This is a genomic window from Streptomyces sp. NPDC005494 (assembly GCF_042872025.1).
Taxonomy (GTDB): Bacteria; Actinomycetota; Actinomycetes; order Streptomycetales; family Streptomycetaceae; genus Streptomyces.
Genome location: NZ_JBIAJR010000012.1, coordinates 144,875 through 163,714, shown reverse-complemented (window position 1 = coordinate 163,714; position 18,840 = coordinate 144,875). Strand labels below are relative to the sequence as shown.

Genomic DNA, 18,840 nt, shown 5'->3' with positions numbered 1-18,840 from the left:
TCGGATGACGTAAGGGAGTGCCAGTGGACCTGCAGACGGTGGCCGGGCGGTTCCGGATCACAGGGGCCGTCGGCCGCGGGAACATGGGACAGGTCCACCGGGCCCTCGATCTGCAAGCGCCTGACGACGCGGCGGACCTCGAAGTCGCTCTGAAGACGATCCTGCGCAGCCGGACGGGTCTGGCAATCGACACCGCCCAGGACGGACACCTGGTCGAGCGATTCCGCCGCGAGGTGGACATCATGCGCCGCCTTTCCCCGCGTCACCCGAATCTCACGCGCCTCATCGCCGGCGGAGTCGACACCGCCGTCGCGCAGGGCGGCAGCGGTCTGCCCTACCTGGCGATGGAGCTTCTCGACGGCCATCCCCTGACCGAGCTGATCGACGAGGAGCCGCAGCTCCCCGTCTCCTGGGCTGCGGCCCTGGCCGCGCAGATCGCCGGTGGGCTCGCCTCGGCACACAGCGCGGGCATCGTCCACCGTGACCTCAAGCCCGCGAACCTCATGCTCACCCGCGACGGCACCGTCAAGATCCTCGACTTCGGCATGGGCCGCATGGTCGACGACGCCGACCAGACCCGTCTCACCAGTACCGGCGTCGCCGTGGGCACCGCCCGCTACATGGCCCCCGAGCAGTTCCGCGCCGAGCTTGTCACCGCCTCCGCCGACCTGTACGCGCTCGGTTGCGTCCTGTACGAACTTCTCATCGGTAAGCCGCCGTTCAACGCCAAGGTCGCCTTCGACCTCTCCGAGCAGCACCAGAACCTGCGGCCCCCGTCGCTCACCGTGGTCCGCCCCGACCTGCCCGACGAACTCGTCCTGCTGGTCAACCGGCTCCTGGAGAAGGACGCGGCGAACCGTCCGTCGAGCGCCACCCTGGTACGCGAGGTCCTCGTCCCGCTCGCCCTCGCTCCGGACGACAGCGCGGCCTTGCTCGCCCCCGAGTGGACGGCCATGGATCCGGTATCGCGGCTGCGCGAGGAGTTCCCCGCACCATCCGCTCCGGCGCCCGTGCCGGTGCCGCGCCGCGCACCCCGTGTTCCGGACGCGATGGACGTCTTCGGGATCCACCGTGAACTGATCGACGAGTACGAGCGCTTCACCAAGGGCGCCACCGTCGTACGCGACGGCCGGATCAGCGGCTTCATCGAGGACGATCTGGCGGGGAAGTCCCAGTGGCCCGACCCCTGGCTGTCCCTCAACCCGTTCTTCGACGACGGCGGCAACGTCCAGGACCTGGTCCGCGACGGTGTCCTGCACCAGAAGTGCGCCGAGATCTTCCAGGCCGGCAAGAAGGAGGACGCCCGCCGCCCGAGCGGCCGGCCGCTCACCTTCCACCGGCACCAGCGCGAGGCGATCGATGCCGCGCAGGCCGGCGACTCGTACGTGCTCACCACCGGCACGGGCTCCGGCAAGTCGCTCGCCTACATCGTCCCCATCGTCAACCAGGTCCTCAAGGAGCGGGAGACGGAGGGCTTTGGCGCACCCGGCCGGGTGCGGGCCATCATCGTCTACCCGATGAACGCGCTGGCCAACTCGCAGCTCAAGGAGTTGGAGAAGTACCTGCGGCACGGCTTCGGCGCCGGCCACGAGCCCGTCACCTTCGCCCGCTACACGGGCCAGGAGAGCGACGAGCAGCGGCGCGAGCTGCGCAAGAACCCACCGGACATCCTGCTCACCAACTACGTGATGCTGGAGCTGATGCTCACCCGGCCCGACGACCGGGCGAGCCTGATCCGGATGGCCGAGGGGCTGCAGTTCCTGGTCTTCGACGAGCTGCACACCTACCGCGGCCGCCAGGGGGCGGACGTCGCCCTGTTGATCCGACGGGTCCGCGAGGCCTGCCGTGCGGCGGACACCCTCCAGTGCATCGGTACGTCCGCGACGATGTCGACCGAGGGCACCTGGCCGGACCAGCAGCGCGAGGTCGCCAAGGTCGCGGGCCGGCTCTTCGGCACCACCGTGCTGCCCCGGCGTGTCATCGGCGAGACGCTGGTGCGCGCCACCGATGAGGCCCCGGACCAGGTCGCGGCCGAGCGGCTGCGCGCGGCCGCCGCGCCCCTGTCGTACCAGGCGCTCACCAAGGACCCGCTGGCGCGCTGGCTGGAGTCGCGGTTCGGCCTGGAGCGCGAACCCGGGACAGGCCGTCTGCGGCGCTGCCCGCCCGGCACGATCGAGCAGGCGGCGGATGACCTCGCCGCAGAGTCCGGCGTTGCGCCAGAAGCGGTCGGCGAGGCGATCCGCGCCACGCTGGAAGCCGGGTCGCAGGCGAAACACCCGGTGACCGAGCGGCCGTTGTTCGCGTTCCGGCTGCACCAGTTCCTCTCCAAGGGCGACACGGTCTACACGACGCTCCAGGATCCGCTCACCCGCCCGCTGACCCGCACCTACCAGCTGGAGCAGCCCGACAGCGACGGCAAGCCACTGTTCCCGCTGGCGTTCTGCCGTGAATGCGGACAGGAGTACGTCACCGTGTGGCGCACCGACGAGAACGGGACGTTCCGTTACGAGCCGCGCCGCGACACCTCCGGGTCCGGCGGCCGCGAGGGCGAGGGCTACCTGTACATCGGCACGCCCGGCGAGGACTACGAGTGGCCGGCCGATCCCCAGCAGGCCATCCAGGACCGGCGGCTGCCGGAATCCTGGCTGGAGCCTGACGGCCACGGTGTACACGCCGTCAAGAAGGCCTACCGGCCGCGCGTGCCCAAGCGTGTCGTCGTCGACGCGTTCGGGCACGAGTCCGGTGAAGGTCTGGTCGCCGCGTTCATCCCGGCTCCGTTCCTGTTCTGCCTGCACTGCCAGATCTCCTACGAGCAGACCCGCGGCCGGGACTTCGCCAAACTCGCCACACTCGACCAGGAGGGGCGTTCGTCGGCGACCTCCGTCGTGTCGGCGTCGATCGTGAAGTCCCTGCGCTCGGTCCCCGAGGACGTGCTCTCCAAGGAAGCCCGCAAGCTCCTCACGTTCGTGGACAACCGGCAGGACGCCTCGCTCCAGGCCGGACACTTCAACGACTTCGCCCAGGTGACGCAGTTGCGCAGCGCCCTGCACCAGGCGGCGCGCCTCGCCGGGGAGGAAGGGCTGCGCCATGACGACCTCACTCAGGCCGTCACCGAGGTCATGAACATCAGGCCACGCGAGTACACCGGCAACGCGAACATGGCCCCCGGGTTGGAGCGTCGCGCCACCAAGGTGTTCCGGGACGTCGTCGGCTACCGCCTCTACCGCGACCTCGAGCGCGGCTGGCGCATCACGATGCCGAACCTGGAGCAGTCCGGCCTGCTCCGCATCGACTACGAGGACCTCGACTGGCTGGCGGAGCAGCAGGACCGCTGGCAGTCCACGCATCTCGCACTGCGCGACGCCGAGCCGGCGCTGCGCTACGAGGTGGCCCACGCGCTCCTGGACCACATGCGCCGCCATCTCGCCATCGACGTGCAGTACTTCCGCGACGACTTCGACGCCCTGCAGCGCGCCAGCGAGGAGCGGCTCATCGACCCCTGGGTGCTCTCCGAAGGCGACAAGCCGCAGGTCGGGACCGCGTACCCGTACGCGTCCAAGCCCGGCATGGAGCGCTCCGCGCTGTTCCTGTCCGCGCGCGGCAAATTCGGCAAGTACCTCAAGCGCACGGCGGCCGCGTTCCGGGGCCTGGGCCTGGACGACGTCCAGACGATCATCGACGACCTGCTGAAGGTTCTGCGGGAGGCTGATCTGGTGCACGAGGTGCAGGCGGGGCCGGAGCAGTCCGGGCCGGTGTACCGCCGCCGCCAGGCGGAGCAGCGCACCGGCTTCCGGGTCTCGGCCGCGTCCCTGATCTGGAAGGCGGGTACGGGCGAGAGCGGAGCACAGGATCCGCTGACCCGGACGTACCACAGCGGTGAGGGCCCACGTGTGAACCCGTTCTTCCGCCGTCTGTACCAGGACGCCGCAGCGGAGCTGGCCGGTCTGTACGCCCGTGAGCACACCGCACAGGTAGCGCCCGAGGACCGCGAGCGCCGCGAGGAGGAGTTCCGTTCCGCCGAACTGCCCTTGCTGTACTGCTCGCCGACGATGGAGCTGGGCGTGGACATCTCCTCGCTCAACGCCGTCATGATGCGCAACGTGCCGCCCACTCCGGCCAATTACGCCCAGCGGTCCGGCCGCGCCGGCCGGTCGGGGCAGCCCGCTCTCGTCACCACCTACTGCGCCATGGGAAACAGCCACGACCAGTACTACTTCCGTCGTTCCCGGGACATGGTGGCCGGGCAGGTCGCTCCGCCCCGCCTCGACCTCGCCAACGAGGACCTGGTCCGCTCGCACCTGCAGGGCATCTGGCTCGCCGAGACGGGCATGAAGCTGGGCCGTGCCGTGCCCGATGTCGTCGACGTCGCGTACGACCCGGACGGCGAGGAGCGTCCGGACCCGGACATGCCGCTGCCGCTGCTGTCCGACATCCGCGACCGGTCGCTGGACGAGGAGGCACGACGTCGTGCGGTCGCGGCCGCGCGCGCGGCCCTGGGACCGTTGATCCCGGATTTCGCCGACACCACCTGGTGGTACGACGAGTGGATCGAGGACCAGGTCGTCAAGGCTCCCACCGCGTTCGACGCGGCGTTCGACCGGTGGCGTCAGCTGTTCCGCGCCGCTGTCCTGGACCAGTACGAGCAGAACAGGCGGGTCGTCGACCACACCCTCAGCCAGGGCGAGCAGGGGCGGGCCCGGTCCCGCAGGCGTGAGGCGGAGACCCAGACCGCGTTGTTGCTGAACCGTTCGTCGGACTCCAAGTCCGTGATGAGCGACTTCAACCCGTACCGCTACCTGGCTTCCGAGGGTTTCCTTCCCGGCTACAGCTTCCCGCGTCTGCCGCTGGCCGCGTACATCCCGCGTTCCGGCAACCGGCGGAACGCGGACGGCGACTACCTGCAGCGTCCGCGCTTCCTCGCCATCCGCGAGTTCGGTCCCGGCGCGCTGATCTACCACGAGGGCGCCCGCTACCAGGTCACCCGCGTGCAGTTGCCCCCGGACGCCTCGGGCGACCTGGCGACGGCCGAGGCCAAGCGCTGCGACCACTGCGGCTACCACTACGAGGGGTCCGCGGGCGCCGACGTCTGCGACATGTGCAAGGAGCCGCTGACGGGCCGGCGCACCAGCCTGCTGCACCTGCACACCGTGTTCACCACACCGCGGGAGCGGATCTCCTCGGACGAGGAGGAGCGGCGCAGGGCCGGCTTCCGTCTGGAGACCTCGTACGCCTTCCAGGACCACGGCACCCGCAAGGGCCGCCTCACCTCGCACGTCACCGATGCCGAGGCCGCGCCGGTCCTCGACCTCGACTACGGCGACTCCGCGACCGTCCGCATCACCAACCTGGGCCGGGTCCGCGACAAGCAGGGCGAACCGGACGGCTACTGGCTCGACCTGAGCGACGGCCGCTGGCTCAACGACAAGGCCGCCGCCGAGGCCATCGAGGGCACCGGCATGCCGGTCGTCGACGAGGACGGCAACGAGAAGCGCCGCAAGAAGCGCGTCCTGCCGTATGTGGAGGACCGGCGCAACATTCTCGTCGTCACGCTCGACGAGCCGCAGCCGGAGCCCGTCGCGCTGTCGTTCATGTACGCGCTGGAGCGCGGCATCGAGGCAGCCTTCGAGCTGGAGGACGCCGAGCTGACGGCCGAGCTCCTGCCACCTGACGACGGCCCGCGCCGCCGCGTCCTGTTCACGGAGGCCGCGGAGGGCGGGGCCGGCGTGCTGCGCCGCATCCAGCACGACAAGCGGGCCCTCGCCAAGGCCGCCCGCACCGCCCTGGAGATCTGCCACTTCGACCCGGCCGACGGCGCCGAGGGCGCAGACCTCGGCGGTCCGAGCAGCGACGAGAAGTGCGCCCGGGGCTGCTACGAGTGCCTGCTCACCTACGGCAACCAGGGCGTTCACCGGCAGCTGAGCCGCCATGCGGCCCGCCCGCTGCTGCTGCGCCTGGCGACCGCGACAACGGCCAAGGAGGACCGCGGCGAGTCGCGCACCGAGCAGTTCCAGCGGCTCGCGGCGCAGAACCCCGAAAGGCCCTCTTCCGTCACCCCGCTGGAGGCTGATCTGGCCGCGCTCGTCGAGACCGGGGACCTTCTCGGCTGGCTCAAGGCGAAGGGCTACCGACTGCCGGACGAGTCGGGCATGCTCGTCCCGGAGGCCGCCGCCAAGCCGGACTTCGTCTTCTTCCCCGCCGGCGCACGCGTGGCGGCGTTCGTGGACGACCCTTCCCACGAAAATGATCCGTCCCGGGACACCGATGCCGTCGAACGCCTGGAGGACGCCGGGTGGGAAGTGCTGCGCTTCGCCCCCGGGACGGACTGGGACTCCATCATCGAAGCCAACTCCGGCTACTTCCACACCCGCTGACCTCAACTGCTCCGCACCCTCCGTACGCGTCGAAGGATCCGAGACACTCCATGAGCCTCACGTACTCCGCCGGTTCCCTGGTGGCCGCCCGCGGCCGCGAATGGGTGGTGCTGCCCGAGAGCGCACCCGACATGCTGGTGCTGCGCCCGCTGGGCGGCAGCGACGACGACATCGCGGCCGTGTTCCCCACCTTCGAGGAGGTGCGCCCGGCGGAGTTCTCCGCCCCGGACGCCGACGACCTCGGCGACCAGCGGGCCGCCGGCCTGCTGCGCACCGCCCTGCGGGTGGGCTTCCGTTCGGGTGCGGGCCCCTTCCGCTCGCTGGCCTCGATCGCGGTCGAACCGCGCGCGTACCAGCTCGTTCCGCTGCTCATGGCGCTGCGCCAGAGCACGGTCCGGCTGCTGATCTCGGACGACGTCGGCATCGGGAAGACCGTCGAGGCGGGGCTCATCGCGACCGAGCTGCTCGCGCAGGGTGAGGCGAGCCGGATGACGGTCCTGTGCGCGCCCGCGCTGGCGGAGCAGTGGCAGGGCGAGCTGCGCGAAAAGTTCGGCATCGACGCCGAGCTCGTCCTCGCCTCGACCGTGTCCCGTCTGGAGCGCGGTCTGGATCTCGGCCAGTCGCTCTTCGACAAGCACCCGTACACGATCATCTCGACGGACTTCATCAAGTCCACCCGCCACCGCGAGGACTTCGTCCGCCACTGCCCGGACCTGGTCATCGTCGACGAGGCGCACACCTGCGTCTCCGCCGACGACGCCCAGGCGGGCAACAAGTCCGGCACCAGCCAGCTCCGTTACGAGCTGCTGCAGCGCGTCGCCGCCGACCAGGAACGGCATCTGCTGCTGCTGACGGCGACCCCGCACTCCGGCAAGGAGTCCGCGTTCCGTAACCTCCTCGGCCTGGTCCGGTCGGAACTGGCGACCGTCGACCTGGAGAGCCCGGCCGGCCGCGCCAGGCTCGCCGAGCACTTCGTCGCCCGTAAGCGCGCTGACGTACGCCAGTACCTCACCAAGGAGGACGGCCTGGCCGACGATTCGCTCGCCGAGCGCACCGCCTTCCCCTCCGACCGCTGGATGAAGGACGAGCCCTACAAGCTCACACCCGAGTACCGGGCACTGCTGGACGACGCCATCGCCTATGCCGCCGACCGCGTGCAGACGGCCGGCAGCCAGGGCAAGCGCGAGGCCCGGATCGCCTGGTGGTCGGTGATCGCCCTGCTCCGCTCGATGGTGTCCTCGCCGGAGGCGGCCGCCCAGACGCTGAAGACCCGCTCCACGGCGGCCGTCGCACGCAGCGCGGAAGAAGCCGACATCCTCGGTGCCCCGCTCAACCATGACGCCGCCGACACCGACACACTGGAGGGCCTGGACGTCGCCCCGGGTGCGAGCGAGAGCGAGAACGCCGGTGCCCGCCTGCTCGCACTGTCCGAGCGGGCCGCCGCCCTGGCCGGCCAGCAGGGCGACGCGAAGCTGAAGGCGTTGGTCAAGCACTTGAAGTCGCTGCTTGCCGACGGCTTCAACCCCATCGTCTTCTGCCGCTACATCCCGACCGCGGAGTACCTCGCCGAGGAACTGGGCGGCGCGGAGGGCAAGCCGGGCAAGCTCGGCAGGAAGGTGCACGTCGCTGCGGTGACGGGCACCCTGTCGCCGCAGCAGCGCCTGGAGCGGATCGAGCAGCTCGGCGCCGAGGGCGCGGACGACCCGGCCTCGCGCCGGGTCCTGATCGCCACGGACTGCCTGTCCGAGGGGGTCAACCTCCAGCATCACTTCGACTCCGTCATCCATTACGACCTCGCCTGGAACCCCACCCGGCACGACCAGCGCGAGGGCCGAGTCGACCGCTACGGTCAGAAGCGCGACCAGGTCCGGGTCATCACGATGTTCGGTGAGGACAACGGCATCGACGGCAAGGTCCTCGAAGTCCTGTTCAAGAAGCACCGCCAGATCCAGAAGGACCTCGGCATCTCCGTCTCCGTCCCCGACGAGACCGCGTCAGGTGTCACCGACGCCGTGGTCGAGTGGCTGCTGCTGCACGGCCGCCAGGGCAGTCAGGAGGCCCTCTTCGAGGTCCCGGGAGCCCAGCAGACCCTGGAGCGCGTCGAGCGGGACTGGAACTCGGCCGCCGAGCGCGAGAAGACCTCCCGCTCCAAGTACGCGCAGCGCTCCATCCACCCGGAGGACGTCGCCCGCGAGGTGGCGTCGGTACGCGCCGCGCTGGGGGGCGCCGACGAGGTCCGGGACTTCGCCCTCGCCGCCCTGCACGGCCTGGACGGCCTCGTACGCGATCCGCACGACGGCTCCGGCGACTTCACCGCCCAGGTCGGTGGGACCCCGGCCGGTCTGCGCGACGCCCTGGCCGCCACGCTCGGCAACCGTGTGGTGGAGGAGGACCGCGAGATCCCGTTCCGTACGTCCCCGGCGATCGCCCGCGGCGAGGCGGCCCTGGTGCGCACCGATCCGGCCGTCGGCGCCCTTGCCTCGTACGTCCTCAACTCGGCACTGGACAGCGAAGCCGAAGGCCCGCGCCCGGCCCGCCGCTGCGGGGTCATCACCACGGACGCGGTCACGTCCCGTACGACGTTGCTCCTGGTCCGCTACCGCTTTCACCTCACACTGCCGTCCCGTACGGGCGAGAAGCAGGTGGTCGCCGAGGACGCCCGGCTGCTCGCCTTCGAGGGGATGCCGCAGCGTGCCCGCTGGCTCGATGACGAAGCGGCGGCCGAGCTACTCGCGGCCCGCGCCTCGGCCAACACCAACCCGCAGATGTCCCGCAACCAGATCACGCGCACCCTCGACAACCTCGGCGAACTCACGGCCCACCTGGAGGAGTACGGGGAGCGCCTTGCCGCCGAACTGGACGCCTCGCACCGCCGGGTCCGCAGGGCCGACACCGACACCCGGCTCCGGGAGATCGTCCGTGGCCTGAAGGTCGTCCCGCAGAAGCCCGCCGACATCCTCGGCGCCTACGTCTACCTGCCCGCGAACCCGGCCGCCGCCGGTGTGACCCCCGCTGGAGCTGTCGCCTGATGTCCGCCGCCACCCGCACCGCCCCGGCCTTCACCTCCGTCACGACGGTCGGCGGCCTGCTCCCCTCCGACATGCTGCTGCGCATCGCGGAGGCAGCGAAGCTGCCCGGCACGAAGCCGGTCGACTACCACCTGCCCGCCTCCGTCGCCGTCCGCGACGAGGCCGAGCGCGCCTGGGAGTACCTCAAGCCACTCTGGCGCGACCTGCGCACCGCGCTCCCCTCGGACCCGAAGACGGGCGCCCCGGCCGCCGACCCGACGGGCCGCGCGGGTAACGACTGGCTCGCCCAGCTGTTCCGCAAGCTCGACTTCGGCCGCCTCACCGAGGTCGGCACGCCGGGCATCCCCGCCGACTCCGACCCGTCCAAGCACTTCCCCGTCTCCCACCGGCACGGCGCGGCGCTCGTCCACCAGATCGCCTGGAACCAGGAGCTCGACAAGCGCGCGTCGGCCAGGCAGGTACCGCCCCAGTCGATGCTCCAGGACTGCCTCAATCGCACCGAGGCCCACCTGTGGGCGATCCTCACCAACGGCCGCCGGGTACGCCTGCTGCGCGACTCGTCGGCGATGGCGACGGCGGCGTACGTCGAGTTCGACCTCGAGTCGATCTTCGACGGCGAACTCTTCAGCGAGTTCGTGCTGCTGTACATGACGCTGCACGCCTCGCGCTTCGAGGTGGGCGAGGGACAGCCGGCGTCGGGGTGCTGGCTGGAGAAGTGGCGCGCGGAAGCGGTGACGTCGGGCGCCCGCGCCCTCGACCAGCTCCGCCTCGGCGTCCAGCACGCGCTCACCGTCCTCGGCACGGGCTTCCTGCGCCACCCCGCCAACACGGCTCTGCGCGAGGATGTGAACCCGAAGGCACTCCAGGCAGCGCTCCTGCGTCTCGTCTACCGGCTGCTCTTCGTCTTCGTCGCCGAGGACCGCGAGGCGCTGCTCCGCCCCGACGCCACCGATCGCCAGCGCGAGACCTACGAGAAGTACTTCTCTTCCGCCCGCCTGCGCACCCACGCCCGCCGCCGCCAGGGCACGGCCCACGGCGACCTCTACGAGGCGCTGCGCATCGTCCTCGACGCACTGGGCGCGGAGGGCGGCCGCCCCGAGATCGGCCTGCCCGGCCTCGGCGGCCTGTTCTCCCACACGGACGCGGACGCCCCGCTCGACGGCCTGAAGCTGTCGAACGAGTCGCTGCTGACCGCCGTCCGCCACCTCGCCCAGGTCCGCGACCCCGGCGCCCGCCGCTGGCGCTCCGTCGACTACCGCCACCTGGACGCCGAGGAGCTCGGCTCGGTCTACGAGTCCCTGCTCGAACTGGAGCCGAAGCACTCGGCGGCCGACCGCTCCTTCGAACTGGTGGAGGTCGCGGGCAACAGTCGCAAGACGACGGGCAGCTACTACACCCCGTCCTCGCTCATCGAGTGCCTGCTCGACACGACGCTGAACCCGGTGATAGACGATGCGGTCAAGCGCGGTGAGCAGCGAGCCACCACGGCCGGCCGCCCCGACCCGGCGGACGACATCGTCGACGAGCTGCTGTCCCTGACGGTCTGCGACCCGGCCTGCGGCTCGGGCCACTTCCTGGTGGCGTCGGCGCGACGGATCGCGAAGCACGTCGCGTCGGTACGCGAGCGCAACCCGGAACCGACGGTCGACGCGGTGCGCCATGCCCTGCACGAGGTCATCGCACGGTGCATCTACGGCGTGGACCTCAACCCGATGGCGGTGGAACTGGCGAAGGTCTCGCTGTGGCTGGAGGCGCTGGAGCCGGGGAAGCCGCTGGGATTCCTGGACGCGCACGTGAAGCGGGGCAACGGCTTGATCGGCGCGACCCCGAAGCTGCTCGCGGACGGTGTCCCGGACGAAGCGTTCAAGCCGATCGAGGGGGACGACAAGAAGTACGCGGCGGGGTTGGTCAGGAGGAACAAGTCCCAGCGGGGCGGGCAGGACGAGCTGCTCTTCGGCACGGAGCCCCTACCGAGAAACGATCGGTACGCCGCCGAACTCGCCCGTATCACCGCTGCGCCCGCAGACTCCCTGAGGCAGGTACGGGCGCAGGAGTCCGCCTACCGCGCATACACCGAGTCGTCCACCTACATGCACGACTTGCACGCCGCCGACGCATGGTGCGCGGCGTTTGTTTGGCCAAAGCACGAGGGGGCGCCGGAGGCGCCAACCGACCAGGTGTTCCGAGCACTGCGAGGGCGCGACCAGTCGGCAGCGCCGAACCACACGCATGAGCAGATTCTGCTGCTGCGGGACCAGTACAGCTTCTTCCACTGGCACTTGGAGTTCCCAGAAATCTTCTCTGTTTCCGAGCCAGGAGTAGACGTTCAAGCGGCTGCGGGCTGGAGCGGCGGGTTTGATGTGGTGGTGGGCAACCCTCCGTGGGATCAAGTTCAGGTAGACGCACGCGAGTTCTTTGCGACAGACCGAGTGGATATTACTGAAGCAGTGAACTTGACGGCCCGCAACAAGCTGATCCGCCGGCTGGCCACTGAGGACCCCGAACTGTACGCGAGCTTCAAGGGGGAACAGCGTAAGAATGACGGCTTCAAGCATTTCGCGCACGCCTCCGGGCGTTTCCCGCTGACGGCCTTTGGACGCCTCAATACGTACTCACTCTTCGCGGAACACGCCCGTAGCGCCATGGGCGCTCAAGGGCGCGTCGGTCAGATTGTACCCTCGGGCATCGCCACGGATTCCTTCAATCAATACTTCTTCAAAGATGTGGTCATCAAGGGGCAGCTCGCCGCTCTCTACGATTTCGAGAACGAGGACAAAGTCTTTCCCGAAGTCCACAATCAGCTGCGCTTCTGCCTATTCATGCTGCGTGGCTCAGGCAGCCTTCGCGAGCCGATCAGGATGGTATTCAAGGTACGACACCCTGAACAGATCGCCGACCGGAGCTACCTGCTGGCATCCGAGGATATCCTGGCCATGAACCCGAATACCGGAACCTGCCCCGTCTTCCGCTCCCGCCGCGACATGGAAATCACACTGGGCATATACCGGCGCATCCCGGTGCTACTCAAAGAAGGCGCTACGGACGGAAACCCGTGGGACCTGAAGTTCCAGCTCATGTTTATGATGAACACGGACTCGGACAAGTTCCACACCCATCAGGACCTCATCGCCGACGGCTGGCACCTTGAAGGAAACACCTTCACGAAGGCTGGTAAGAACATGCTCCCGCTATACGAGGGGAAAATGCTCCACCATTACGACCACCGATTCTCAACATATGAGCATGCCACCGAGAAACAGCTCAATAAGGGCACCCTCCCTCGCTTGTCCGTGAAACAGCACCAGGATCCCGAAGCGGCCCCGCTGCCCCGTTACTGGGTCTCTGAAGAGGACACCCCCACCGGCAAGTTCGACAACGCGGGACAGGACATTATGGCGCCTGGCGTACGAAGCCGCCTGGCCGCGAAGGGCTGGGACAGGCAGTGGGTAGTGGGGTGGCGCGACGTTACGAACACAAGCAACGAACGAACTCTGATTGCAGCAGCTGCTCCAGCCCACGCCTTCGGTCACAAGTTCCTATTGGCACTTGCCCCGCAGGGTGCCTTCCTTACTGCGATCTGGTCATCCATGATCGTTGACTATGCTGCCCGGCAAGCTATGGGCGGCACTTCAATGAGCTTTTTCATCGTGCGACAGCTACCCATTCCCGCCCCCAACCAACTAACTTGTCACGCAGCCGCAATCACACCTCGCCTACTCGAACTCACATACACTGCTAATGACATGGCTTCTTTCGCCCGCGACCTCGGCGACACCGGCCCCCCCTTCCGCTGGGATGAAGACCGTCGCGCCGTCATCCGCGCCGAGTTGGACGCCCTCTTCTTCCACCTCTACGGCATCAGCCGCGACGACACCGCGTACATCCTGGACACGTTCAACGTCGCCCGCGCCAACGACGTGAAGGCCCACGGCGAGTACCGCACCAAGCGCCTGATCCTCGCTGAGTACGACCGCATGGCCGCCGCCGGCCTCACCCTGGAAAAGCCGCTCACCGAAGGCGAGAACGGCACCTACCGCTCCACCCTCACCCCGCCCCCCGGCCAGGGCCCCCGCCACAACGCCACCCGAGACGGAGACACTGGATGAGCACGGACTCGGCGATGCCCGTCGACGGCATACCCGTCATGAGCGCGTACGACCAGCAGGCATGGGACGCTCTCAACGAGTACTGGGAGCGGCGCAACAACCGCCGCGGACTGCCCAACTGGGCGAGCAACGCGCTCGGCCGCTCAGGGGAGGCCGCGGGGAAGGTTGCGAGCCGGGCCAGCCAGGCCGTGCCGGAGGCGGCGAAGGTGCCGATCCGCCGCGCGGGTGACGCCGTCGCCGCGGCGGCTCTGCGCCCGGCCATGGAGGGCGCGGTCGCGCTGCTGGAGCTGGCCAACACCTGGGCTCTGGATCTCAACGACCCGACGAAGGTGGAGGACCTCGCCCGTAAGCAGGGCGTCGACCTGGAGTCGTTCGCCTCGCTGCGGAAGGAAGACCTCAAGACGTGTGACCGGCTGCTCACTTCCAACGTCCTCAAGTGGCGAACAGCCGGCGCGGTCGAAGGCGGGGCCATGGGCGTGCTGGCCACAGTCCCCGTGGCCGGCACCCTCGCGGCGATGAGTGCGGACATCCTCGTCGTCCAGGTGCTGAGCACGTCGATCGCCGCGCGTGTCGCTTACTCCTACGGCTACGACGCCAAGGACCCAGACGAGCAGGCGTTCATCGAGCGTCTGGTGCGCCGGTCCTTCATGGCGCAGGCGGCGAAGGTCAAGCCGATGAACGAGGCAGCACTGGCCGCGAAGGCGATCAAGGGGCGCGTCAGGTGGTCGGAGAAGCTCCGCAGCGACCACCGCCTGCTGGCCGCCATCGAGAAATTGCTGAAGCAGCTCGGCCCGGCCGGCGCCCGGGTACCGGTCAAGGACGTGGCCAAGTTCGTACCGGTCGTGGGCATACTCGTCGGTGCCGGGGCGAACGCCGCCATCCTCGGTCGCATCGCCGCAGATGCCCAGCGATACTGCCAGACCCGGTTCCTTTGCGAGAGGTACGGGATTCCGTTGCCGGCCGCTCTGGCGACCGTCTGGGACGACGAGCCGCAGGCCGACGCCGTGTGAAGAGCGGGCCGGTGCCTCGGCATCGAGCGAGGTCAGGAGTCGTTGAAGCACGTCGTTGGAAGGAAGCCGCGGTGGAGGCGAGGGACAAGGCGCTGGAGAACGGCGCGGAGAACGTCGACGCCGCCCGGCGTATCGGCACCGACTCGGCCGGGCGAGATCGGCGACAGGCAAGCTTTCCAACGAAATCGCCGAACGAGCACTCCGTCGGCGCGGGGCGGCAAGGATACCTAGGAGCGCATCGGCTCTACCCCTAGAGAGCCGCTTACCGAGCGTGGGTCCGACACCTATCCTCCGCCAGGGTTACGGCCCTTATCCCCGCCCAGAACCTGACTGTCAGCGCAACCAACCGACCCGGCAGCCAGAGGCTGCCGCCCTCAACCAAGCGGCAGCCACTTGTAGGCCAATCCGCTCACTTCCTTCGCAGCCCCACCTGCCTCCACCACCGTGACCTCCGGAGTGCACCGTGCACCTCTCCAGCCTCCACCTGCAAGGATTCCGAACAGCCGCCGACACCAAGATCACGTTTCAGCCCGGCGTGACTGTTCTCGTAGGTGAGAACAACGCCGGCAAATCCAACATCATGGATGCCCTGCGCCATGTCACCCCGCCCCTTGACCCGCGAGAGCGGAGCCCGTACCCGTCCCGGGACGATCTCCACCGCGATGGCTGCGCAGAGGGGCAGCACGGCGAGACATGCCGGACGTCTATGGACCTGACTGTTCGCTACACCTCTCACAACGCGGCCGACCTGCACATCTACAGCTCGGCATTCGTTCACGATCAACGCCCCTCCCAGCCCTCGAAAACTGCCCAGCTCGACACCCCGAGAACCATCCAGTACCGCCTCTCCATCACCCCACCCGCCACAGCTCTCGGTACGGCGCGGCGCACTTGGGTGGCCGGCGTCGGCAATACCGCCGACCGGGACCCCGAGCCCGCCGCCCGCGAGCGCGTCCGACACGTCTACCTTCAGCCTCTGCGCGACGCCCAACGTGAACTCGGCACGAGCGGCGGCGCCCGCATTCAGCACATCCTTGAGCGCCTGCTCCGTGACGAGACGGAGCGCGACGAGTTCCTCTCGAACGTCAGCGACACCTTCGCCGAGCTGGCGTCCGAGAAGCCTCTGCAGGCCGCCGCAGGCGCCGTCCAGGAACGCCTCGCAGGATTGACCGAGGGAGCCCACCCTCAGACGGCCGGCCTCAGTTTCGCTGACGCCACGATCCAGTCCATCGCCCGCAACTTGCGCTTCCTCATGGCGCAGACGGGCCTGGACCCTCGTGACCTTGCCGAATCCGGCCTGGGTTACGCCAACCTGATGTTCATGGCGACCGTGCTCACCCAGCTGGAGAAGGCCGCCGAAGCGGACCTGACGCTACTTCTCGTCGAGGAGCCCGAGGCACACCTTCACCCCCAGTTGCAGACAATTCTCCTTGACTATCTGGCGGAGGAAACACGCAGGAGCCAACTGAGGGAAACCGACGCGGAAGGCTGGCTCGGCCGTGTCCAGGTCATCGTCACCACGCATTCTCCGCACGTGGCGACCGCTGTTGACCCGCAGAGCCTCGTGGTACTGCAGCGCCGTGCAGAACCGGTCACCGCACCTGAGCAACACCAGGACGAGTCAGCCGCAGCCGCCCCCTCCGCTGGCGAACTCTCCACGACCACTGAGGCCGTCGAAGCCTCCGCCGCTGGGCCGCAACGCGTGCAATGTAGACCGGCATTTATGACGACAGCTGTCTCAGTGGGGCGGCTTTCACTCAAGGCCACAGACCGGAACAAGATCCGCAACTACCTCAACGCCACCCGCAACGTTATGCTCTTCGGCCAGCGGGTCCTTCTTGTCGAGGGAATCGCCGAGTCCATCGTCCTGCCAGCCTTCGCCCGCGCACTCTTTGCCAACGATCCACCTCGGCTCCAGCGGTTCCACGGCACGGCGTTGGTGCCGATCGACGGCGTCGACTTCTCCCCATACCTTGGGGTCCTGGCCGCCCCGGACCCCGACACAGGCCAGTGCATCGCCCGTCGCGTAGCGGTCGTCACCGATGGTGACGCCGGGCGGGAAAAGCGCGAAGCGCAAGCTGTCACTCGGATCGCGAAGATTCGCGAGTTCATCACGGTGAACGGCCCCGTGGAGGTCTTCCCCAATACGTACACGCTCGAAGCGGAGCTGCTTCGGGCCGGGGGCGCCAACCGCGCCCTTCTGCTGGAAGCGTGGAAGCTACAGCGTCCTCAGGCGTGGGTGGCGGACTGGAAGTCTGTCGGGGACGGACCAGCCGACGAGCAGGCACGCGCGCTCTCAGCGCTTCTTGACACGCTGAAGATCCTCAAGGGAGACCTTGCGCAAGACTTCCTCGCCAGCGCTGAGCAACCGTTCACCAGAGACTCCTTCGTCATTCCCGAGTACCTGGCGGATGCACTTCGATGGGTCACTGAAGAAGTGCCGGATGATCATGCCTGATGCCATGGAATCTCCATCGCCGATACAGCACTTCGACGCTGCGGGACCTGCTGTCGTCGGTGTGGAGCAACTTCGTGCGCAAGCACGCGCCGCGCAGAAGTCGGTCGTCGACCTTCCCTGCGATCCAGGCCGCATCGTTCGGGTCGAGGCATGCCCCGGGGCGGGGAAAACACGGACGATTATCGATCGTCACCTGAACCGCCCTCTTGCCCTACGGCAGGGCAGGGCCGTCGTGTCCTTCACCAGAGCCGCTTCAGCAGAGATTGCCCGGCGGTGCGCGGACGCAGGACGCCCGGCGCTTGCCACGTATCCGCACTTCATCGGCACCTTCGACAACTTCTTGTGGACACACATCGTACGACCGCACATCGCCTCGCCAACAGGGCAGACCTGGCGCAGGCTCGAATCTTGGGACGACCATCCGAAGGCTCGTAAGAACGGGGTGAGCCTGAGTGACTTTCATTTCGCACACGACGAACTGGCCCGTGTACGCATCATCAAGCCACAGTGGAAGAACGTGCCCTATGCGCTGAGACGAGATCCCGTCCGGCAAAGACACTTTCTCGTCTGGGCAACTGAACAGATGCAAGCCCTATGGAAGGAGGGCTTCATCGCAGGTGAGCAACTTCGCGATATCTCGCTGCACATGCTCGGCCATCCGGAACGTGGGGCCCGCATTGCCGCGATGCTGGCGTCGCGCTTCGGGGAGATCGTCATCGACGAGTCTCAGGACCTCTCGTCCGAGGATCATCGCGTCCTCTCTCGGCTCGCCGCCAGAAACGTCCCCCTGCTCGCCGTCGGAGACCCGGACCAGAGCATCTACGGATTCCGCGAGCCCTCCGCCGGGACTGTCATCCGCGCGACAGCCGAGCCGGTCGCAGATTTCCGGTTGCGGCACAACTGGCGTAGCACACAAATTATTTGCGACCTGGCGCGCACCCTGCGTCCGTCGGGTGAACCGGCCGATGTTGCAGTGGGCGATCACCGAGACGAAGCCGTTCCTGTCCTGCTCATCGGTCTGGAAAAGGGCAGAACGCGCTCGCCGCTTGTGAAGTTCGAGGAAGAAGCCGACCGGCTGGAGATCAAGGACCCGGCGCAGCGAATGGTCCTCGCGTACCGACACGAAGCACTCACAGTGGCTCAGGCCAACCTGAAAGAAGATCCGCCGTCAGCGCAACTGGGCGCCCTGGTTTGGGCGACCGCCGTGCTGCGGGATCCGGGTGCGCAGGGAAAGCGCCGAGAGAGGGCTGAGCGTGTCTTCAGCGAGTGCGTACGGCACCACTGGCTGGGGGACATGGACGTTCCCGAACGAGAGCATTTGGACCGACATGACATCAGCGCGCTTGAGTTCCGTCTGGCTACCCAGATCGTCCTCACCTCGCTGCCGAACCTGGAACTACCGGCTGGCGAATGGAGCAGGGCTGCGGTTCAGATCATGAAGGAGCACCTTTTCGGAAAGCTCGGCCGCTTCGCAACAGCCAGGGCCCTGGCATGCCCGCAGGAAAAGAAAGCGAAAGCCGCGGTGCTGCTCGCGAGCAAGGGAAGCAAGCTCGGTGGGCGCATGGATGGTTTGCGGAGCAACACCATCCACGGGGTGAAGGGTGAGGAGTTCGACGCCGTGCTCGTTCTCGTGCCGCCGACAGACAAGTCCGGCGGGGAGCGGCAGCGGACAGATACCTTTATCGAGACCTGGTCCAGTGGGCGGCACATCGATCCCACCGACCGGGCGGCCGAGGCGATGCGCGTCCACTACGTCGCGGCCACCCGGGCCCGGCGCCTGCTGGCCTTCGCCGTGGACCAGCAACACCTTCCACAGCTTGCGACACTCCTGAGGGCCAACCATGTACCAGTGTCGGAGCGGTGATC

At 68.2% G+C, this 18,840-nt stretch carries 6 protein-coding genes; all 6 read left to right on the top strand.

Annotated elements, in window-relative coordinates; all coding sequences use genetic code 11:
* Positions 1 to 23 precede the first annotated feature (23 nt).
* Complete coding sequence (locus tag ACFYQ6_RS30125; RefSeq protein WP_388765974.1) at positions 24 to 6,371, top strand: protein kinase; 6,348 nt, start codon at positions 24 to 26, stop codon at positions 6,369 to 6,371.
* 50 nt (positions 6,372 to 6,421) lie between these two features.
* Positions 6,422 to 9,400, top strand: coding sequence for a DEAD/DEAH box helicase (locus tag ACFYQ6_RS30120; RefSeq protein ID WP_388765972.1), 2,979 nt, complete (start codon positions 6,422 to 6,424; stop codon positions 9,398 to 9,400).
* On the top strand, positions 9,400 to 13,506 hold the full coding sequence (locus ACFYQ6_RS30115; RefSeq protein WP_388765970.1) for an Eco57I restriction-modification methylase domain-containing protein: 4,107 nt from the start codon (positions 9,400 to 9,402) through the stop codon (positions 13,504 to 13,506). Before ACFYQ6_RS30120 ends, ACFYQ6_RS30115 begins: the two co-directional genes overlap by 1 nt.
* On the top strand, positions 13,503 to 14,516 hold the full coding sequence (locus ACFYQ6_RS30110) for an EcsC family protein (RefSeq protein WP_388765968.1): 1,014 nt from the start codon (positions 13,503 to 13,505) through the stop codon (positions 14,514 to 14,516). Before ACFYQ6_RS30115 ends, ACFYQ6_RS30110 begins: the two co-directional genes overlap by 4 nt.
* A 463-nt stretch (positions 14,517 to 14,979) precedes the next feature.
* Positions 14,980 to 16,974 (top strand): ATP-dependent endonuclease, encoded by a 1,995-nt coding sequence (locus ACFYQ6_RS30105; RefSeq protein ID WP_388765967.1) that lies wholly within the window; start codon positions 14,980 to 14,982, stop codon positions 16,972 to 16,974.
* Complete coding sequence (locus tag ACFYQ6_RS30100; protein ID WP_388765965.1) at positions 16,961 to 18,838, top strand: UvrD-helicase domain-containing protein; 1,878 nt, start codon at positions 16,961 to 16,963, stop codon at positions 18,836 to 18,838. Before ACFYQ6_RS30105 ends, ACFYQ6_RS30100 begins: the two co-directional genes overlap by 14 nt.
* Positions 18,839 to 18,840: the final 2 nt, after the last annotated feature.

Bases quoted from the DNA above. Each gene is read 5' to 3' on its own strand.
- ACFYQ6_RS30120 (WP_388765972.1), top strand. From the start codon at position 6,422: ATGAGCCTCACGTACTCCGCCGGTTCCCTGGTGGCCGCCCGCGGCCGC.
- ACFYQ6_RS30115 (WP_388765970.1), top strand. From the start codon at position 9,400: ATGTCCGCCGCCACCCGCACCGCCCCGGCCTTCACCTCCGTCACGACG.
- ACFYQ6_RS30110 (WP_388765968.1), top strand. From the start codon at position 13,503: ATGAGCACGGACTCGGCGATGCCCGTCGACGGCATACCCGTCATGAGC.
- ACFYQ6_RS30100 (WP_388765965.1), top strand. From the start codon at position 16,961: ATGATCATGCCTGATGCCATGGAATCTCCATCGCCGATACAGCACTTC.